The sequence below is a fragment of the Mesorhizobium sp. M6A.T.Cr.TU.016.01.1.1 genome (genome assembly GCF_003952585.1).
Classification (GTDB): domain Bacteria; phylum Pseudomonadota; class Alphaproteobacteria; order Rhizobiales; family Rhizobiaceae; genus Mesorhizobium; species Mesorhizobium mediterraneum.
The window spans coordinates 573,056-592,603 of the sequence record NZ_CP034452.1; the positions used below are offsets into that span (position 1 = coordinate 573,056).

21 protein-coding genes and 1 pseudogene are annotated in these 19,548 nt (G+C 62.7%); 4 read left to right on the forward strand and 18 right to left on the reverse strand.

Translation table 11 applies throughout. The features are described 5' to 3' along the window. Positions 1 to 57 precede the first annotated feature (57 nt). The 8 genes from EJ075_RS02605 to coxB form a co-directional block, all read right to left on the reverse strand. A complete protein-coding gene (locus EJ075_RS02605) occupies positions 58 to 813 on the reverse strand; it encodes an SURF1 family protein (RefSeq protein ID WP_164547028.1) in 756 nt (251 codons plus the stop codon). Continuing rightward, on the reverse strand, positions 810 to 1,196 hold the full coding sequence (locus EJ075_RS02610) for a DUF983 domain-containing protein (RefSeq protein WP_126103235.1): 387 nt from the start codon (positions 1,194 to 1,196) through the stop codon (positions 810 to 812). The genes EJ075_RS02605 and EJ075_RS02610 overlap by 4 nt, the downstream gene beginning before the upstream one ends. An 82-nt stretch (positions 1,197 to 1,278) precedes the next feature. Further along, entirely contained in the window at positions 1,279 to 2,160 is an 882-nt protein-coding gene (locus EJ075_RS02615; RefSeq protein ID WP_126103236.1) for a cytochrome c oxidase subunit 3, read from the reverse strand. Position 2,161: 1 nt separating this feature from the next. Next, on the reverse strand, positions 2,162 to 2,803 hold the full coding sequence (locus EJ075_RS02620) for a cytochrome c oxidase assembly protein (protein ID WP_126103237.1): 642 nt from the start codon (positions 2,801 to 2,803) through the stop codon (positions 2,162 to 2,164). Between the two features lie 8 nt (positions 2,804 to 2,811). Next, positions 2,812 to 2,973, reverse strand: coding sequence for a hypothetical protein (locus EJ075_RS02625; RefSeq protein WP_077381685.1), 162 nt, complete (start codon positions 2,971 to 2,973; stop codon positions 2,812 to 2,814). Positions 2,974 to 2,975: 2 nt separating this feature from the next. Then, a complete protein-coding gene (locus tag EJ075_RS02630) occupies positions 2,976 to 3,920 on the reverse strand; it encodes a heme o synthase (protein ID WP_126103238.1) in 945 nt (314 codons plus the stop codon). A 76-nt stretch (positions 3,921 to 3,996) separates the two neighbouring features. Next, positions 3,997 to 5,649 (reverse strand): cytochrome c oxidase subunit I, encoded by a 1,653-nt coding sequence (gene ctaD / locus EJ075_RS02635; protein ID WP_095486177.1) that lies wholly within the window; start codon positions 5,647 to 5,649, stop codon positions 3,997 to 3,999. Between the two features lie 37 nt (positions 5,650 to 5,686). Continuing rightward, entirely contained in the window at positions 5,687 to 6,568 is an 882-nt protein-coding gene (gene coxB, locus EJ075_RS02640) for a cytochrome c oxidase subunit II (RefSeq protein WP_126103239.1), read from the reverse strand. 364 nt (positions 6,569 to 6,932) lie between these two features. Here coxB and EJ075_RS02645 point away from each other — a divergent pair, with 364 nt between their 5' ends. Both EJ075_RS02645 and tldD read left to right on the forward strand, forming a co-directional pair. Continuing rightward, the gene (locus EJ075_RS02645) at positions 6,933 to 7,487 is read left to right on the forward strand and encodes an invasion associated locus B family protein (RefSeq protein ID WP_095486179.1); all 555 of its coding nucleotides are present in this window, start codon (positions 6,933 to 6,935) and stop codon (positions 7,485 to 7,487) included. 238 nt (positions 7,488 to 7,725) lie between these two features. Continuing rightward, a complete protein-coding gene (gene tldD, locus EJ075_RS02650) occupies positions 7,726 to 9,138 on the forward strand; it encodes a metalloprotease TldD (RefSeq protein WP_126103240.1) in 1,413 nt (470 codons plus the stop codon). Between the two features lie 39 nt (positions 9,139 to 9,177). Here tldD and EJ075_RS02655 read toward each other — a convergent pair whose 3' ends face one another. From EJ075_RS02655 to EJ075_RS02670, 4 genes are all read right to left on the reverse strand, one after another. Next, on the reverse strand, positions 9,178 to 9,684 hold the full coding sequence (locus EJ075_RS02655) for an RES domain-containing protein (RefSeq protein ID WP_126103241.1): 507 nt from the start codon (positions 9,682 to 9,684) through the stop codon (positions 9,178 to 9,180). Next, a complete protein-coding gene (locus EJ075_RS02660) occupies positions 9,677 to 10,045 on the reverse strand; it encodes an antitoxin Xre/MbcA/ParS toxin-binding domain-containing protein (RefSeq protein WP_126103242.1) in 369 nt (122 codons plus the stop codon). The genes EJ075_RS02655 and EJ075_RS02660 overlap by 8 nt, the downstream gene beginning before the upstream one ends. A gap of 96 nt (positions 10,046 to 10,141) precedes the next feature. After that, the gene (locus EJ075_RS02665; protein ID WP_126103243.1) at positions 10,142 to 11,383 is read right to left on the reverse strand and encodes a class I SAM-dependent RNA methyltransferase; all 1,242 of its coding nucleotides are present in this window, start codon (positions 11,381 to 11,383) and stop codon (positions 10,142 to 10,144) included. Next, positions 11,380 to 12,174, reverse strand: a complete 795-nt coding sequence (locus EJ075_RS02670) for a TlyA family RNA methyltransferase (RefSeq protein WP_126103244.1) — start codon at positions 12,172 to 12,174, stop codon at positions 11,380 to 11,382. The genes EJ075_RS02665 and EJ075_RS02670 overlap by 4 nt, the downstream gene beginning before the upstream one ends. A gap of 171 nt (positions 12,175 to 12,345) precedes the next feature. Between EJ075_RS02670 and EJ075_RS02675 the strand changes: the two are divergent. Next, a pseudogene (locus tag EJ075_RS02675) lies at positions 12,346 to 12,744 on the forward strand (GFA family protein). 138 nt (positions 12,745 to 12,882) lie between these two features. Here the strand turns inward: EJ075_RS02675 and dxs are convergent. The 6 genes from dxs to EJ075_RS02705 form a co-directional block, all read right to left on the reverse strand. Further along, a complete protein-coding gene (gene dxs, locus EJ075_RS02680; RefSeq protein WP_206437530.1) occupies positions 12,883 to 14,823 on the reverse strand; it encodes a 1-deoxy-D-xylulose-5-phosphate synthase in 1,941 nt (646 codons plus the stop codon). 106 nt (positions 14,824 to 14,929) lie between these two features. Continuing rightward, positions 14,930 to 15,850 carry a pirin family protein gene (locus tag EJ075_RS02685; RefSeq protein ID WP_126103246.1) on the reverse strand — a complete coding sequence of 307 codons (921 nt, stop codon included), beginning with the start codon at positions 15,848 to 15,850 and terminating at the stop codon, positions 14,930 to 14,932. Positions 15,851 to 15,859: 9 nt separating this feature from the next. Then, entirely contained in the window at positions 15,860 to 16,126 is a 267-nt protein-coding gene (locus tag EJ075_RS02690) for a DUF2277 domain-containing protein (RefSeq protein WP_126103247.1), read from the reverse strand. A gap of 109 nt (positions 16,127 to 16,235) precedes the next feature. Then, positions 16,236 to 16,487 carry an exodeoxyribonuclease VII small subunit gene (locus EJ075_RS02695; RefSeq protein ID WP_095486188.1) on the reverse strand — a complete coding sequence of 84 codons (252 nt, stop codon included), beginning with the start codon at positions 16,485 to 16,487 and terminating at the stop codon, positions 16,236 to 16,238. Between the two features lie 3 nt (positions 16,488 to 16,490). Next, on the reverse strand, positions 16,491 to 17,417 hold the full coding sequence (locus tag EJ075_RS02700) for a histone deacetylase family protein (RefSeq protein ID WP_126103248.1): 927 nt from the start codon (positions 17,415 to 17,417) through the stop codon (positions 16,491 to 16,493). A 131-nt stretch (positions 17,418 to 17,548) separates the two neighbouring features. After that, positions 17,549 to 18,196, reverse strand: a complete 648-nt coding sequence (locus EJ075_RS02705; protein WP_126103249.1) for a TetR/AcrR family transcriptional regulator — start codon at positions 18,194 to 18,196, stop codon at positions 17,549 to 17,551. A gap of 119 nt (positions 18,197 to 18,315) precedes the next feature. On the opposite strand from EJ075_RS02705, the gene EJ075_RS02710 reads away from it, so the two are divergent. Continuing rightward, complete coding sequence (locus EJ075_RS02710) at positions 18,316 to 19,539, forward strand: MFS transporter (protein ID WP_095486191.1); 1,224 nt, start codon at positions 18,316 to 18,318, stop codon at positions 19,537 to 19,539. Positions 19,540 to 19,548: the final 9 nt, after the last annotated feature.

Genomic DNA, 19,548 nt, shown 5'->3' on the forward strand with positions numbered 1-19,548 from the left:
AGCTCAAGGCGCGAAATGAGGTGCGCACCCCTGCCCTGTCAAGGGCGCCAGCGGCGATCATTTCTCTTTCGCCGGGCGGCGAAGCCTGAAGATGAGGACGCCGGCAAGGGCAGCGGCAAGGCCATACCAGGTTACGGCGTATTGCAAATGGCTGTTCGGCAGGTTGATAACGGTAACACCGCCGACCGGCAGCCCACCCGGGTTCGGGGTGGCGTCCGCGTCGATGAAGAATGGCACCAGCCCCGCGCCGGCCGGCAGACCCGCGCTCGCCGCCATGGCATCGCGATCCTTCCAGTAGAAGATGTTCTTCTGCGGATCATTGTCGGGAAGCATCATCGAGGGCTTCGCCGGCAGCGGGTTGCGGGCGAGCCCCGTCACCGTCACTTGGCCCGCACCCTGGCTTTGCGGGCGCTTGGCCGCATCCTTGAGATCGTAGGGCACGAAGCCGCGATTGATCAGGACGAAGCGGCCGTCCTCCAGATGCAAGGGTGTGAAGACATTGAAACCGGACTGGCCTTCCCAGGTCGCGAAGAAATGCCGCTCGCCTTGATGCAGGAAAGTGCCTGATGCCGTCACCGGCGTGTAGTCGACATCGCTGGTGGCGGCGAACCTTTTTTCGACCTCGGCCAACGGCACGGGCGCCGAGTGCGTGCGCTGGTCGATTGTCTGGAGAAGACCCTCTTTCCAGTACAGGCGCTGGACCTGCCAGGTGCCGAGCGCCAGCAAGATGAAGAACAGCACGAGGCCGAAGCCAAGCAGCAATGCCGTCTTCGGCCGCGAACGGCCTGCGACCGAACCGGATGTCGTGCTCATTCGCCGAGGTCCAGCCTGCCCTCGGCCGCCTTGTTGCGGTACTGCAGCGTCAAAAGCACGCCTTTGATCAGCCTAAGCGCCCCAAGGCATAGCACCAGCGTCAGCGGTATCCACAGCATGAGATGCAGCCAAAGCGGCGGACTAAGCGTCACCTCCATCCACAGCGCCAGCCCGACGACGATGAAGCCGATGATCAGGATGACGAACACCGCCGGACCGTCGCCGGCATCGGCGTAGGAATAGTCGAGGCCGCAATTGGCGCAGCGTTTGCCGACGGTGAGAAAACCGGAGAACAGCCGCCCCTCGCCGCAGCGCGGGCAGCGGCCGTGCAGGCCGGCCGAAATCGGATCGATTGGTGGCCAGATCGCCTTGTCGTCGCTCATTGCAATATCTTAGTGCCGTTCGCCCCAAAAGATAAGGCGGCCACGTCGCCGCAGCCGCCTCGTCACATTCCCTTAAAAGATTTCAGTGACCTTCGATCACCGCGCCGCTCGATGCCCACACATAAATCGACGCAAACAGGAACAGCCAGACCACGTCGACGAAGTGCCAGTACCAGGCGGCCGCCTCGAAGCCGAAATGCTGCTTTGGGGTGAAATCGCCCTTCATCGCGCGAACCAGGCAGACCAGCAGGAAGATGGTGCCGATGATGACATGGAAGCCGTGGAAGCCGGTCGCCATGAAGAAGGTGGCGCCGTAGATCGAATCCCTGAAGCCGAACGGCGCGTGCATGTACTCGTAAGCCTGCACCATGGTGAACAGCATGCCGAGACCGACGGTCAGCACCAGGCCGTTGATCAGCCCCTTGCGGTCGCCATGAATAAGCGAGTGGTGCGCCCAGGTCACCGTGGTGCCCGACAAAAGCAGGATGACGGTGTTGTAGAGCGGCAGGTGGAAGGGGTCGAGAACCTCGAGGCCCTTCGGCGGCCAGACACCGCCGGTGAAGGCGGCGCGGGCGTATTGCTGTGCCTCGCCGGGAAACAGGCTGGCGTCGAAGAATGCCCAGAACCAGGCGACGAAGAACATCACCTCGGAAGCGATGAACATGATCATGCCGTAGCGCAGATGCAGCGACACTACACGCGTATGGTGGCCTTCATGCGCTTCCTTGATGGTGTCCGACCACCAGGCGTACATGGTGTAGATGACGATCAAGAGGCCGATGTAGAACAGCCACGGATTGGCGATGTTGAAGCCGAAAATCGGGAAATCGCCGCCCTTGAGGTACTGCATGTAACAGACGCCGCCGATCGCAGTGACCAGCGCGCCGACCGAGCCTAGGAACGGCCACGGGCTCGGGTCGACGAGATGGTAGTCATGTTGTGGTTTTGCGTGCGCGTCTGCCATATCAACCCCCGAGGCTTCGTTCGGTGTGTGAAACTTTGTTGCTTGTGCCTTCGGCCGGCGCCGACGACGCGACCGGTTTGTTCTTCTCGTTCTTCTCGACCGGGAACATCGTGTAGGACAGGGTAATCGTCTTCAAGTCCTTCAGCTCCGGCGCATTGACGATGTCGGGATCTACATAGAACACGACCGGCATATCCAGCGTCTCGCCAGGCTTCAGCGTCGTGTCGGTGAAGCAGAAACACTCGACCTTGTTGAAGTAGGATCCCGCCAGTTCCGGCTGCACGTTGAAAGTCGCGCGGGCGGTGGTGGCGCGGACGAACTTGTTGGTCGCGCTATAATGCGCCTGCGCCGTCTCGCCTATCTTGATGGTGACCGAGCGGGCGACCGGCTCAAACTGCCATGGCACGCCGGCCGTATTGGCGTCGAAACGGATGGTGATGTCGCGGTCGAGCACGCGGTCGGCATATTGCTGCGTTGCGCGTTTCACGGTGCCGCCGTAACCGGTCGCCTGGCAGAACATCGCGTAGAGCGGCACCGCGGCATAGGCCATGCCGATCATGCCGCCAAAAAAGGCGATGCAGACGCCGGCGACGATGCGGTTGGTGTTCTTCTTTTGGGGATAGGTCACTGTTTGGCGGTTCATCTTGAGCCTCACATCGTTCCGGTGAGGTTGTGACCGAATTTCACCACGGTCGCGATATAGAAGATGACGACAAGCACCGCCAGCGCCAGGCCGATGGCTACCGAGCGGTTGCGCCGAGCCTTCTGCTGGCGCTCCGTCAGCGTGACGAGTTCAAGCTTTTTGTCGGCCATGATCATGCTCCGCCCATGGCCAGCACGCGCCCGACAACGCAGTCGGCAAGGTAGATGGCGAAAATGGCAAAGAGGTAGAGCAGCGAGTAACCGAACAATGCTTTGGCCGGCTTCATCACATGGTCCTCGTCCGCCATCTGCAGCACCTTCCACGCATACCAGACGAAGCCGGCGCCAAGCAGCACCGCAAGGACGCCATAGGCGGGCGTGGTGAAACCGAGCATCCATGGCAGCACGCCAACCGGCGCAAGGATCAGCGCGTAGGCGAAGATCTGGCGTCGGGTCGAAGCCTGGCCGGCGACATTCGGCATCATCGGGATGCCGGCCCTGGCATAGTCCTGCGACTTGAAGAGAGCGAGCGCCCAGAAATGCGGCGGCGTCCACAGGAAGATGATCAGGAACAGGACGACGCTTTCCAGGCTGACCGTTCCGGTCACCGCGGCCCAGCCGATCACCGGCGGAATGGCGCCGGCAGCACCGCCGATGACAATGTTCTGCGGCGTCCAGCGCTTCAGCCACATCGTGTAGACGACGGCATAGAAGAAGATGGTGAAGGCCAGGAGCGTCGCCGACAGCCAGTTGACCAGCACGCCGAGCGTCATCACCGACAGCACCGACAGCACCAGGCCGAAACTCAGCGCCTCGCCGGGCCGGATGCGGCCGGCCGGCACCGGACGGCCGGCGGTCCTGGTCATCACCGCATCGATATCGGCGTCATACCACATGTTGAGCGCGCCGGACGCACCGGCGCCAATGGCAATAGCCAGGATCGCGATCACCGCCAGAAGCGGATTGATGGTCACGGGCGCCGCGACCAGGCCGACAAAAGCGGTGAACACCACCAGCGACATGACGCGCGGCTTCAACAGGGCGAAGAAATCGCCCGCCGTCGCTTCCGACATGCGAAAGCCCGGTTCGTCAGTCAATGTGTCGTCGACAAGGGCCATGCGTACTTAAAGTCCATCATTCCGTTGGCCAAAACCGCCGGGCGGACCGGCGGTTCCGTATTCGCCAGGCAGCCGCCTATTTGATCTTCGGCAGCTGTTCCCACTGGTGGAAGGGCGGCGGCGAAGGCAGCTGCCATTCAAGCGTCGTCGCACCCTCGCCCCATGGGTTGGCGCCGGCCACCCGCTTCTTCTGGAAAGCCTCGAACACGCCATAGAGGAAGATGACCACGCCGACGGCCGAAATATACGAGCCGTAGGACGACACCATGTTCCAGCCGGCAAACGCATCCGGATAGTCGATATAGCGGCGCGGCATGCCGGAGAGGCCGAGGAAATGCTGCGGGAAGAAGACGAGGTTGACGCCGACGAAGGTGACCCAGAAGTGGGTGTTGGCGATGACAGGCGAATACATGTAGCCGGTCATCTTCGGGAACCAGTAGTACCAGCCGGCGAAGATGGCAAAGACCGCGCCCAGCGACAGCACATAGTGGAAATGCGCGACCACGTAGTAGGTGTCGTGCAGCGGGCGGTCGAGACCGGCATTGGCAAGCTGGACGCCGGTAACGCCGCCGACGGTGAACAGGAAGATGAAGCCAATCGCCCACAGCATCGGGGTCTTGAGCGAAATCGATCCGCCCCACATGGTGGCGATCCACGAGAATATCTTCACGCCCGTCGGCACCGCGATAACCATGGTGGCGAAGACGAAATAGCGCTGCGTGTCGAGCGACAGGCCGGTCGTGTACATGTGGTGCGCCCAGACGATGAAGCCGACCGCACCGATCGCGACCATGGCATAAGCCATGCCAAGATAGCCGAAGATGGGCTTCTTCGAGAAGGTCGAGACGATATGGCTGACGATGCCGAAGCCCGGCAGGATCAGGATGTAGACTTCCGGGTGCCCGAAGAACCAGAACAGGTGCTGGAACAGGATCGGGTCGCCGCCGCCGTCCGGCGCGAAGAAGGTGGTGCCGAAGTTGCGATCGGTCAAAAGCATTGTGATGCCGCCGGCCAGAACCGGAAGCGACAACAGCAGCAGGAAAGCGGTGATCAGCACCGACCAGGCGAACAGCGGCATCTTGTGCAATGTCATGCCAGGCGCGCGCATGTTGAAGATGGTGGTGATGAAATTGATGGCGCCGAGAATCGACGATGCGCCGGCGATGTGCAGCGACAGGATCGCAAGGTCCATCGCCGGTCCGGGCTGGCCCGATGTCGATAGCGGCGGATAGATCGTCCAGCCACCGCCGACGCCGTAAGCGCCAGGCGCGCTCGGCACGAAGGCCGAGATGATCAACAGGATGAAAGCCGGCGGCAGCAACCAGAACGAGACGTTGTTCATGCGCGGGAAGGCCATATCGGGCGCGCCGATCATGATCGGCACCATCCAGTTGGCGAAGCCGCCGATCAAAGCCGGCATGACCATGAAGAAGATCATGATCAGCGCATGCGCGGTGGTGAAGGCGTTGTACATGCTCTTGCCACCGTCGAGCGCGGCGTCGGCGTTCAAGCCGTAGACCATCTGCGCCAGGCCGGTGAAAATCTGGATCCCCGGCTCCTGCAGCTCCATGCGCATCACGACAGAAAGGGCACCGCCGACGCAGCCCGCCATGATCGCGAAGATCAGATAGAGCGTGCCGATATCCTTGTGGTTGGTCGAATACACCCACCGGACCCAGCCATGATACGGCTTATGGTCGTGATCGTCGTGAGCTGCAGCGTCTGCCATGTTCGGCTCCGTTCCCTGATCTTTTCTGGTCGCGGCATCAGTTGCCGGCGGCCGCTACCTTATCTTTGCTGTCGACCTCGGCCATCAACGCCTTGTTGGCGCCAGGAAGGTCGGAGCTGGCTGCCGCCAGCCAGGTCTTGTACTGGGCGTCGGAGACGACGCGGATCGCGATCGGCATGAAGGCGTGGTCCTTGCCGCAAAGCTCCGAGCACTGGCCGTAATAGAGGCCTTCCTTTTCCGCCTTGAACCAGACCTCGTTGATGCGGCCCGGAACCGCGTCGGTCTTGATGCCGAAGGACGGCATGGCAAAGGCGTGAATCACGTCTGCCGCCGTCACCAGCACGCGGGTCATGGTATTGACCGGCACCACCATCTCGTTGTCGACGGCGAGCAGGCGCGGATAAACGCCGCGATCTTCCTTACCGGCCGCAGCGCGGTCAGAATCCGCCAAGATCGCCGAATTGAAGGAAAGCGTGTTGTCGGTCTGATATTCGTAATCCCAGTTCCACTGGTTGCCGGTCGCCTTGATGGTCAGTTTGGCTTCTTCCGGCGGCGTGTATTGCGCGGTCAGAAGCTGGAACGACGGGATGGCGAGGCAGAGCAGGACGACGACCGGCCCAACCGTCCAGATCACCTCGATCAGCGTGTTGTGGCTGGTGCGCGAGGGGGTCGGGTTGACGCTGGCGCGGAATTTCACGATGCAATAGGCGATAAGAGCGAGCACGAAGAGGGTGATCGGCACGATGAACCACAGCGTGTAGTGCTCGAACCAGGCGATCTGCCGCATCATCTCGGTGGCGGCAGGCTGGAAGGTCACTTCCCACGGCGCAGGCTGGGCGGCATGGGCCGATGCACCGGTGAACAGTGTGGCAGCCCAAGCGCTTGCTAGGAGTTTGGCGCCTGCTAGGAATTTTCTCATTGCCGTCATTATCTCCCAGTTCCTCGCGATCGGACCGCAAGAATATCGAACAACGCCGGGACGGGAATCCCGGACAGTCCCGAGGCTGGTTCAAACCATACTCTATTTGCCTCTGCAAGAAAGGAGCGGAGGAAACCGTGCGGCATTTTTGCGCGCAAGCGCGGCGGCACATTTTGGCGGCGGCCGCGGCGGTGGAAGCCCGAGCGGCGGAGTGTCCTGGCAAAATGCGCCGGCCGGTCGCAATTCGGGCGAATTTGGCACGGAAAAGCGCACAATTGCCTTGGTCGAAGCAGGCCGGCAGTGGTCTCATCCTTTACTTGCCCTTGGCGCGGCTTAAAGTGCCGTGATTCGCAATGGAGCCGTCATGAACTCTTGGCTTTGGGGACTTGGGCTTTCGAGACTTAGGATTTCGAGGACCTTGGCGAAGGTCATCTTTCTCGTTGGCTTGTCTGGCCTGTCCGTTGTCAGCCAGGTCAATGCCGCGCAGCCAAGCGGCAAGGTGCGGTCGACGCATGGCGCGTGGTCGATTATCTGCGACACGCCGGCCGGCGCCACATCAGAACAATGCGTGATGATGCAGAACGTCGTCGCTGAGGACCGTCCCGAGATGGGGCTTTCGGTCGTTGTGCTGCGCACCGCCGACAACAAGGCCGAAATCCTGCGCGTGCTGGCCCCGCTCGGCGTTCTATTGCCCAACGGGCTTGGCCTCAATGTCGACGGCAAGGACATCGGCCGGGCCTATTTCGTGCGCTGCTTCCAGGACGGCTGCTATGCCGAGGTCATTCTCGAAAAGCCGCTGCTCGACACGCTGAAGACCGGAACGTCGGCCACCTTCATCGTCTTCCAGACGCCGGAGGAAGGCATCGGCATTCCGGTAGAGCTCAAGGGTTTTGCCGACGGTTTCGCCGCCCTGCCTTGAACCGGTCAGACGCCCAAATCCTTACCAATGAAAGAGATTGTGACCGGCCTTTAGCTACAGCGCCGCGCGTCCAGGGACGCGCAAAGGACGCTGTAGCGCTTTGATTTTGCGCATGATCCTTTCCGAAAATCGACTCCGATTTTCGGGGTCATGCGCAGACAATGGTCATTGCCGATTGTCTGGACGCGCCTTCGCGCCTACATCGTGAGGACAATCTCTTTCCACGGACGGACCTGCCATGAACAGCCTGATCGGCCAATTCGACATTTCCGACGATCGCATCAAGCAGATCGTCGCCGAGACCATCAACGGCGCCGACGACGGCGAATTGTTCCTCGAATACAGCGAGAGCGAAGCGCTGATGTTCGACAATGGCCGGCTGAAGACCGCCAATTTCAACACCGACCAGGGTTTTGGGCTACGCGCCGTCGCCGGCGAAGCCAGTGGCTACGCGCATTCCAGCGATCTTTCCGAAGCATCGCTGCTGCGCGCGGCCGACGCGGTCTCAACGGTCAAGGGCGGCTATTCCGGCACGCTTGCCGCGGCGCCTGCCCGCACCAACCGTCATCTCTACGGCGACGAGAACCCGATCCCCTCGCCCTCCTTCGAGGCCAAGGCCAAGCTCCTTCAGGAAATCGATTCGTGGCTGCGAGCCGAGGATCCGCGCGTGCGACAAGTGACGGCTTCGCTCGCCGCCTCCTGGCAACATGTCGAGATCGTGCGCGCCGACGGCCAGGTGGTGCGCGACATCCGCCCGCTGGTCAGGATCAACGTGTCGGTGGTGGTCGGCAATGGCGACCGCCAGGAGAGCGGCTCCTACGGCATGGGCGGGCGCAAGGCGTTTGGCGAGTTCCTGGTCGAGGAGAGCTGGAAGCACGCGGCCAAGGAGGCGCTGCGGCAAGCGCTGATCAACCTCGAGGCCATTCCGGCGCCGGCCGGCACGTTCGACATCGTGCTGTCCAGCGGCTGGCCGGGCGTCATGCTGCACGAGGCCGTCGGCCACGGGCTGGAAGGCGACTTCAACCGCAAGAAGACATCGGCCTTCGCCGGGCTGATGGGCCAGCAGGTGGCCGCGAAAGGTGTCACCGTCGTCGACGACGGCACCATGGCCGAGCGGCGCGGCTCTCTGACCGTCGATGACGAAGGAACACCTTCGGCCCGCAACGTGCTGATCGAAGACGGCAAGCTTGTCGGCTATATGCAGGACCGCCAGAACGCCCGGCTGATGGGCATGAACGCCACCGGCAACGGACGGCGCGAAGGCTACGCGCATCAGCCGATGCCGCGCATGACCAACACCTACATGACCTCAGGCGACATGGAGCCGGACGAAATCATCGCCTCGGTCAAGAACGGCATCTATGCCGTCTCCTTCGGCGGCGGCCAGGTCGACATCACCTCGGGCAAGTTCGTGTTCGGCTGCACCGAGGCCTACATGATCGAGAACGGCAAGGTGACGCAGCCGATCAAGGGCGCCATGCTGATCGGCAATGGGCCTGACGCCATGCACCGCGTTTCGATGATCGGCAACGACATGAAGCTCGACACCGGCATCGGCATGTGCGGCAAGGCCGGCCAGGGCGTGCCGGTAGGCGTCGGCCAGCCACATCTCAGGATGAACCAGATGACGGTGGGTGGCACCAGGGTTTGAGCGGCCAGCCTGTCGAGGTAGGCCTGTTCGAAACTCCCGTTATAGCCATGAAGCCGGTGTTTTCGGCAGGCGATGATCGGGATCGACGACACCGAGGCGCGGGGCGTCGTCCTCGTTCCAGCGCCAGAGCGCGACGCATGTGCCGCCGGGCGACATGAAGGATGGATAGATCACGCCATGTAGTCCATCGGCAAGCAAGCGATCTCTTAGCCTGTGCGTCTCTGGCACAAGGTCTCGATCCAGCATGTCGCGCCACTCACACCGATGAATGTCCGTAGTTGCCCCGAGTTCGGTCAGCGTATCGGCGTCGGTCAGGTCGGCCAGCCGCGCGCCTGAAAGCTCGAGTTGGGCGATCAACGCCGGATGCTGGACGAAGCCCTGATTGTATTCGGCCCAGGCAGTGGACAATTCCCGCGCCGCATAGATCGCCGGGGCGCCCACAGGATTCCAGCGGCCGCCAAAGCGGGCAGCACCCTCACCGGAAAGCGGCAAATGCGCCCAGCGCGGCACGAAGGCACGCCATAGGCTCAGCCTGGTTTCAGGCATAGATGCCGGAGCGGACTGCCTCCAGATAGGCAAGCACCTTATCCGTCTTGCCTTCCCGAACCAGATCGTAGGCGGTCTTTCCCGCCCAGCCGGGGATCGGCTGATGCTTGAACCAAATCGCCGCACGCTGCTCATTGCCGGCCATTTCGCCCGCCATCGCCAGAATGCGAACGACCGGACTAAGTGCAGCGTCGACCTTGCGCGCGCCGGCCTTGGCGGCAAGCGTGTTGCGCGCGACACCGATCAGGCCGGCCAGCTCCGTGAGATTGACGCCGAGCAGTTCGGCGACCCGTCTTGCCGAGAGAAATGGCGTGCGCTCCTCGCCGAAGCGCGACGCTGGAATGTCGAGGGCTACAGCCATGGCGATTTCCTACCACACTTTGACAACATCTCATCAAAATATGCTCAATCGACGCGCAATTCAAGCTCAACGGACGCCAACCTGCATTCCTGCCAGCTATCGCCTTCGCCTCGGCTTCTCCAATAGCGCGACGGCCTCGACATGCGGCGACCACAGGAACTGGTCGATCGGCGTCACGCTTTTCAGCGCATAACCGCCGTCGATGAGGATGCGCAGGTCGCGCGCCAGCGTCACCGGATTGCAGGACACCGCGGCGACGAGCGGCACATCGGAACGGGCGATCTGCTTCGACTGGTCCTCGGCGCCGGCGCGGGGCGGATCGAAGACAACGCCGTCGAAGGCATTCAGCTCCTTGAAAGTGAGCGGCCGGCGGAACAGGTCGCGGCGTTCGCTGGTGACCCGCTTCAGACCGCTGGCGAAACGGAACGCCCGGTCGAGCGCCGAAAGCGCTGCCGCGTCGCCCTCCACCGCATGGACTTCCGACTTCGCGGCGAGGCGTAGCGCAAAGCTGCCGCAGCCGGCGAAGAGATCGGCGACCTTTTTGGCGCGCGCGAGGTGCCGGCCGACAATCTCCGCCATCGCCTGCTCGGCGGCCTCGGTGGCCTGCAGGAATGCGCCCGGCGGCACCGCGACAGCGACGCTGCCGAACGTGACAACCGGCTTCTTGGGCTCGATGATGATCTCGCCGTCGATCGAAAGCCTTGCCAGCCCATGAGCGATGACGAAGTTGGAGGCGACGCGGCGCTGGTTCTCGCCGAGCTTGCCGGATTCGTGAACCGCGACATCGAGGCCGGAACCGGTCACCGTGACCGTCATGCGGAACGATTTCGTCGTTGCGCAAACCAATTCGGCGAGTGTTTTCAGACGGTCGAGCTTTGCGACGATCTCGGGCAGCGAGATCGGGCATTCCTCGATGGAAATGATTTCCGACGACAGCGCACGAACGAAGCCGAGCTGCATGCCGGCCTCACTCCGTCGGGCGGTGAACACGACGCGCCGACGCGTCTGCGGCGCGCACGGCAGTAGCGGGTCAACGTCGCAAACAATGCCCTTGCTGTTCAGCGCATGCGCAACCTTGTCGTGCTTCCACCGATGATAGGCTTCGGCCTCGAGATGCTGGATGGCGCAGCCGCCGCATTCGGTGAAATGCCGGCAGGCGGGATCGATACGAAGTGGCGAAGCCTCCAGCACCGCCATCGGCGTGGCGCGATCTTTTTCGCGCGCGGCGGTGACGATTTCACCGGGCAGCGTGAACGGAATGAAAAGCTCGCCGGTTTCGGTCTCGGCGACGCCGTCGCCCTGGGATCCCAGTCTTGTGATCGTGAAGCGCGCGTTCATCGGTCGCCGATCCCGCCGTTCTTCACGCCGGCGTCCTTGATCCCGGCGAGCAGGAATTCGCGATTGCCGTCGCCGCCTTCGATCGGCGACAGATGCAGTCCCAGCGCGCGCCAGCCGGGGACGCCGTCGAGCCAGTCCTGCAGCAGGCCGGCAACCCGCGCGGCATCGTATGGGTCTTTCAGCAAGCCGCCCTTGCCGATCGCCTCGCGGCCTGCCTCGAATTGCGGCTTGACCAGAAATATTGCCCTGGCGCCGCTCCTGGCAATGGCGAGCGCCGGCGGCAGCGCCAGTTTCAACGAGATGAAGCTGACATCGGAGACGATGAAATCCGGAATGCAACCGGCAAGATCGGCGGCCGAGAGATCGCGGGCGTTCAGTCCCTCGATCACCGTCACGCGCGGATTGCCGCCGATATCCGGATGGATCTGGCCATGCCCGACATCGATCGACGTGACATGCGCCGCGCCGCGTTCGAGCAGCACTTGAGTAAAACCGCCGGTCGAGGCGCCGACGTCGAGCGCTTCGCTGCCGGCGGGATCGAGACCGAAATGGTCGAGCCCGGCGATCAGCTTCAGCGCAGCGCGCGACACGTAACCTTGCGCCGGATCATCGATGGCGATGAGGCAATCAACCAAGACGGACTGGCCGGGCTTGCGGGCAATGACGCCATCGACTGTGACCGTACCGCGCTCGATCGCGTCGCGGGCGCGAGAGCGGCTGGGGAACAGGCCGCGAGCGACGAGCAGTTCGTCGAGCCGCTGGCGTGTGCTGGCTGGCAAAGGGAAGTTCATCGGCCTTCATGGCGAAAGCCGACGATGATGGCAAGGATATTGGGGGGGACAACGAACATCTTCGGAAAGCAGCGAACGTATCAAGCTGCCACAGCTTGTTGAATATCGCACCACGTCCGGCACAATGTCAGGGACGAAATGCGTTTTGCTGCCGAACGCGAAGGAGGGCGAATGCTGACCGGAACCTGCCATTGTGGCGCGGCCCACTGGACGTTGGAGGGCGATCCCGGCTCGATCACAGCCTGCAATTGCTCGCTTTGCCGCCGCTATGGCGCGCTGTAGGCTTACGATTATGTTGACGAACGCATCCGTCTTGCGGGGCCGACAAGGTCTTATACGCGCGCCGGAAAGGATGCCCCGTCGCTCGAGATTCTGTTCTGTCCGACATGCGCCTGTGTTCTGGCCTGGCGTGGTTTGCGCTCTAGCGCCACCGGTCGCATTCGAATCGCCGTCAATGTGAGGCTTGCGCCTGAAGCAGTCGCCGACCTGCCAATCGACCATTTCGATGGTCTCTACAAATTCGAGGATCTGCCGAGCGATGGTCGATGTGTGCGCGATATGTGGTTCTAGCTTCTAGAAGATTGGCCGCGAAACCCGACGTTCGACCGACGGTGCCAAGAGACACGATAAGCAAACGCCAAATCGCAGCGTAAACAGTCGGTTACGGCCGCCCGTCGGCAAACTGGGTCAAGCTGTTGAGATTTTGATTCAGGCGCTTTGCGCGCTGGCGGTGTGTCCCAGCGCCACGAAGACGGTGCGCACGATGCCGGCGGCGTCCAGTCCGGCGTCGGCATACATCTTTTCGGGCTTGGCGTGATCTGTGAATGCGTCCGGCAACACAAGCGGGCGTACCTTCAGGCCGTTTTCCAGCAGTCCTTCATGGGCCAGGAATTGCAGCACATGGCTGGCGAAGCCGCCGACCGCGCCCTCTTCCACCGTTACCAGCACCTCGTGAGAGCGGGCCAGCCGCCGGATCAGATCCTCGTCGAGCGGCTTGGCGAAACGAGCATCAGCGACCGTGGTGGAAAGCCCTGCCGCGCCGAGCTCCTCGGCCGCAGCCAGGCAATCCTGCAGCCGCGTACCGAAGGAAAGCAGCGCAACCTTGGTGCCCTCCCTGACGATACGGCCCTTGCCGATTTCGAGAACCGAGCCACGCTCCGGCATGTCGACGCCGACGCCGTTGCCGCGCGGGTAGCGGAAGGCAATGGGCCCGTCATCATAGCTTGCTGCCGTGCGCACCATGTGGCGCAGTTCCGCCTCGTCCGCTGCGGCCATGACGACAAAACCAGGCAGCGTCGCCAGAAAGGTCGTGTCGAAGGCGCCGCAATGGGTCGCGCCGTCGGCACCGACGAAGCCCGCGCGATCGATCGGAAAGCGCACCGGCAGTTTCTGGATCGCAACGTCGTGAACCACCTGGTCGTAGGCGCGCTGCAGGAAGGTCGAATAGATCGCAGCGAAAGGCTTGAAGCCTTCCGTGGCAAGTCCGGCGGCAAAGGTCACCGCATGTTGCTCGGCGATGCCAACGTCGAAGGTCCTCGCCGGGAACGCCTCGCCGAACAGGTCAAGACCGGTGCCGCTCGGCATGGCGGCGGTGATGGCGACGATGCGGTCGTCCTCTCGGGCCTCCTGGACCAGGCTTTCGGCAAAGACCTTCGTGTAGCTCGGCGCGTTGGCCGGCGCCTTGGCCTGCGCGCCGGTGATGACGTCGAACTTGTTGACGCCGTGATATTTGTCGGCCGCCGCCTCGGCCGGTGCATAGCCCTTGCCCTTCTGGGTCACGACGTGGATCAGCACCGGGCCGTCGGCATTGTCGCGGACGTTCTTCAGCACCGGGATCAGGTGCTCGAGATTGTGACCGTCGATCGGGCCGATGTGGTAGAAACCCATTTCCTCGAACAGCGTGCCGCCGGTGACGTAGCCGCGCGCATGCTCGACCGCCCGCTTGATGGCGCGATCGGCGCGCTCGCCCAAATAGGAGGTCAGCTTCTTGCCGAAATCGCGCAGGCCCAGATAGGCCTTGCCCGATGCAAGGCGAGCCAGATAGGCGCTCATCGCACCGGTCGGCGGAGCGATCGACATGTCGTTGTCGTTGAGGATGACGATCAGACGGGCATCGAGCGCGCCGGCATTGTTCATCGCCTCGTAGGCCATGCCGGCCGACATGGCGCCGTCGCCAATGACGGCAATGACATTGTTGCGGCCACCGGAGAGATCGCGTGCCATTGCCATGCCGAGGCCGGCGGAAATGGAGGTCGAGGAGTGGGCGGCGCCGAACGGATCGTATTCGCTCTCGGCGCGCTGGGTGAAACCGGACAGGCCGCCCTCTTGCCGCAGCGTGCGGATACGGTCGCGGCGGCCGGTCAGTATCTTGTGCGGATAGGCCTGGTGACCGACATCCCAGATCAGCCGGTCGTCGGGCGTGTTGAAGACATAATGCAATGCGACCGTCAGTTCGACCACGCCAAGGCCAGCACCGAGATGTCCGCCGGTGTGGGACACAGCGTCGATCAACTCGGTGCGAAGCTCCGATGCCAACTGCGGCAGATCACCTTCGTCGAGCGTCCTGAGGTCGGCCGGGATGCGGACCTTGTCGAGAAGCGGTGTATGGAGCTTTGCGTTCACTGGTGGTAGGGCCTGCTTTTTATTCATCTGCGAAATAGGCTGCTGGCCGGCGAATGTAAATGCGTGTGAGTGACGCGGCGTAGATTCAAAGTGTTAGGGTTTCCTTTGCGTGTCCAAAAGGGCGCGCGGCGCTCTAATTGTCCGGCAGCGGAATGAACTCTTCTTCATCCCCAGGAACGATATCGAAGCGGCCTGTCTTCCACTCTTCTTTCGCCTGCTCGATGCGTTCCTTCGAAGATGACACGAAATTCCACCAGATGTAGCGCTTGGAGCCGAGCGAGGCACCGCCGAACAGCATAAAATGCGCTCCACCCTCCGAGGACACGACGATCTCGTCGCCGGGCCGGAATACCAGCAGCCGCTCCGCTGGAAAGCGGTCGCCGGTGATCGAAACCTCGCCTTCCAACGTATAGATGGCGCGCTCCTCGGCATCGGCAGGGATTTTCACACTGGCGCCAGGCGCCAGGCTGAGGTCAGCATAGAGCGTGTCCGAAGCGGTCGCGACCGGAGACCGCAACCCGGAAAAGGCACCGATGACGACACGCCCGCTGACGCCTTCGGCGTCGATCTCGGGAAGACGCATGGCCGCCGTATTCTCGAAGATTGGATCGACCTCTTCCTTATCGTCGGGCAGCGCCAGCCATGTCTGCAGGCCGGACACCGACATCGGTGCGCCGCGCAGCTCCTGTGGCGTGCGCTCGGAATGGACGATACCGCGGCCGGCGGTCATCAAATTCACGTCGCCGGGCTGGATTACCATTTCGGTGCCGAGCGAATCGCGGTGCCGGATCTTGCCGTCGAATAGGTAAGTGACCGTCGACAGGCCGATATGCGGATGCGGACGGACATCGAGCGCCTGGCCGGCCCGCAAGATGGCCGGGCCCATGCGGTCGAAGAAGATGAACGGCCCAACCAGCCGCCGCTTCGCGGTCGGCAAAGCGCGGCGAACCTGGAAGCCGCCGATGTCCTTGGCGTTCGGAATGACCATCAATTCGATCTGGTCGCTGGCGAAGGCATCGCCGGCCTGCGGGTCATTTCCGGGGAAGAAACTCATGCGGTCTCCTCAGGCGAAGCGGAGTGCAGATTTGGCTTTCGCCTTGGCCGCCACCTCTTCGCGATTGCGCGGATGCTGCGTCGTCTCGAGGCTGTCGAGCAATTCGCGCGCTGACGCCGCTATTGCCTCGACGGCGTGGTCGAACGCATGCTGGTTCTGCTTCGATGGCCGCGTCGTTCCGCTCAGCTTGCGGACAAACTGAAGTGCGGCGTCGCGGACCTCGTCATTGCTTGCCGGCGGATCGAAATTGAACAGGGTCTTGATGTTTCTGCACATCTTTCGCAATCTCCTCTCGTCCTGGAGCCATTTCAATCGGGATGAGTTTTGTCCTCAATCATCATCATGTCAAAGCCGGCAAGGCGAACTCTTCTTTCGGGGCCGTGCCTTACTCCGCGTCCAGCGGCTCTGTCCCCACCGGCTTGCCGTCGCGCGAAAGCCTGATCTTCTCGACCTTGTCCTCGGCCGCCTTGAGCAGCCGATCGCAATGGACCTTCAGCGCCTCGCCGCGCTCATAGATGCGGATCGACTGGTCGAGCGGCACGTCGCCGCGCTCCAGATCATCGACGATTTTCTCCAGCGCGTCGAGCGCCTGCTCGAAGCTCATCGCCCTGACGTCTTCGTTGGTCTCACCAGCCATCGTCTATCCTTTCATCAGTCGCCCGACATGGGCGGCGACCGAAAATGCCAATCCCTGCAGATCGTAGCCGCCCTCAAGCAGGCTGACGAGCCGATTGTCGCTGTAGCGACCGGCACGCTGCATCAACTGGCCGGTCGCCCAGTCGAAGTCGTCCTCGGTCAGGTTGATCTCGGCCAGCGGATCGCGGTGGTGCGCGTCGAAGCCGGCGGAAATTACGATGAGGTCGGGCGCGAAATTATCGAGCGCCGGCAAGATGCGCGACAGGAAAGCGTCGCGGAAAACCTCGCTGCCGGTTTGCGGCGCCAGCGGCGCGTTGACGATGTTGCCGGCGCCGGTTTCGCTCACGGCCCCGGTCCCTGGGTAAAGCGGCATCTGGTGCGTCGAGCAATAGAGCACCGACGGATCGTCCCAGAAAATGTCCTGCGTGCCATTGCCGTGGTGCACGTCCCAGTCGACGATGGCGACGCGCTCGGCCTGGTGCTGCCTTTGCGCGTAGCGCGCCGCGATCGCCGCGGTGTTGAACAGGCAGAAGCCCATGGACGTCGTCTTTTCCGCATGGTGGCCGGGTGGCCGGGCGGCAACAAAGACATTGGCGGCGTTGCCCCGAAAGACATCGTCGACCGCCGCGTTGGCGGCACCGATCGCCGTCACAGCCGCCTGCCAGCTTTTCGGGCTGGCGGTGGTGTCGGCGTCGACGCGGGCGATACCGGTATCCGGTATCGCTGCGCGGACCCGATCGACGAATTCCTGCGGATGTGCGTAGAGGATGGTGGCCTCGTCGCCATCCGGCGCCTCGGCACGGTCAAGGGCCGCAAAGGCCTCGTCGTCGAGCACGCGTTCGATGGCGCGCAGCCGGTCGGGCCGCTCCGGATGACCGGGCGGCGTTATGTGCTCGAGAAAGATCGGGTGGGTATAAAGCCTTGTGACCATGCCCCGATATAGGCGCGCCCGGCGGCTTTGACCATGTTTTGGAGCCACCAAAGGCAGACGTTCAACAGGGTTTAGATGTTGGGCCCCGGTTGGGTCCAGCGCAAGCCGTCCTATATGCCCCGACCTCTCCCTTAGGGACGGCCCTCTTCTCCAATCTCAGCCATCACTTGCGGACGGCCAGTCCTGCGGCCCTGTTTGAGCAGCCCCTCCAAAAGCACGTTGAATGCCTTCACCGCCTTTTTCGACGTCGCTTCGGGATCCTCCGAATTTGCGATCCACTGCGCCGCATGCAGCGAGGCGCCGCTGACCAGCCTTGCCGCGGCTTCGGGATCGACGGCAACGATGGTTCCCTCGTCCCTCAGCTTTTGAAGGTTCTCGCTCATCGAGCGGATGCATTCGTTCTGGCTCGGCCATTGCGAAGGATCGCCGAGCACCGCCGGTCCATCGCGAAGGACAATACGCTGGATCTCCGGCTCCAGCGCCATCTCGATATAGGCGGTGCATTCGTCGACAAAGCCCTGCCAGAGAGTGTCCGCCCTGGCCGAAACGATCTTCAGCCGGGCCAACATTTCCGCGTCGATCTCGGCGATGACCGCCTGGAGAAGGCCCTTCTTGTCGCCGAAGTGGTGATAAAGCGCGCCACGCGTCAGCCCGGCCGATGCGGTGAAGTCGTCCATCGAGGCCTCGGCATAGCCGACAGTGCCAAAGGCATGGCGCGCCGCAGCGACCAGTTTGGCGCGGGTCTCCGCGATCATCTCCTTGCGTGGTTTGTGCGCCATTCGCCCATTCCTTCACATACGTCTCGTATATTAATTGACATACGTCTCGTATGCTATTATCTAATTTGCATACGCCACGTATATAAGTGGCCCGGCCTCAAAAATCCAGGAGTATTCACATGCCCAATCCCTATCGCGAAATCTTCAAGGCGAGGGGAGCCAAGGGCTTCGCCGCAGCCGGCTTCGTTGCCCGGATGCCGATGGCCATGGCTCCGATCGGGATCGTCGCGATGCTGTCGCAGACACATGGCGAGTACTGGCTGGCCGGCGCCGTCTCCGCGACATATGCGCTGGCCAATGCTTTCGCCGCGCCGCAGATATCGCGGCTGGTGGACCGCCTCGGCCAAGCGCGGATTGTGGTGCCCACCACTGTCATTTCCGTGCTCGCTTTCGTGGTGCTGATTGCGGCGGCCAATCAGGACTGGCCGATATGGACGCTATTCGTGTCGGCGCTGCTGGCCGCTGCAATGCCCAGCATCCCGGCAATGGTGCGCGCGCGTTGGACAGAACTCTTCCGGGATCGCCCCGAGATGAACACCGCGTTTGCGTTCGAGTCGGCGGCCGACGAGCTGGTCTACATCGCCGGGGCATCGCTATCGGTGGGCCTGAGCGTCGCTCTTTTCCCAGAAGCGGGAATGTTGGCGAGCACATTGTTCCTCGCCTTCGGCTCGACAGCCTTCATCCTGCAGCGCTCGACCGAGCCGCGAGTGCGACCGATCGACCAGGGCTCGAGCGGCTCGGCAATCCGCCTGCGGCCGGTCCAAATCATCACCTTGGCCCTGATCTTCATCGGCGCCACCTTCGCGACCACGGAGGTGAGCACCGTGGCGATCACCAAGGAGCTTGGCCAGCCAGGCGCTGCCAGCCTCGTCATCGGCGTCTACGCGCTCGGATCGTTCGTCGTCGGCATCATCATCGGCGCCATGAACCTGAAAACACCGCTGCAAATTCAGCTTGCCATCGCGGTCGCCATCATCGCGCTCACCACGCTGCCGCTGCTCGTGGCCGACACGGTGCCTCTTCTGGCACTGGCCGTCTTCGTTAGCGGCGTGGCGATCTCGCCGACCTTCATCACGGCATTCGGCCTGATCGAGCGGCGCGTGCCGGAGGCAATGCTGACCGAGGGCATCACCTGGGTCATGACCGGCATAGGCATCGGCATGGCGCTTGGCTCCTTCGCCGCCGGATGGGTGGTGGACGCCTTCGGCGCACAGAGCGGGTTCCTGGTATCGGTGGCGGCGGGCACAATCGCGCTGGTCATCGTGCTCGCCGGCCAGCGCAGCCTTGCCACCGCGGATTGCGAAACCTCCGCATGCGACGCAGCCGCGGTTCCTGCCGAATAGTCTCTATGC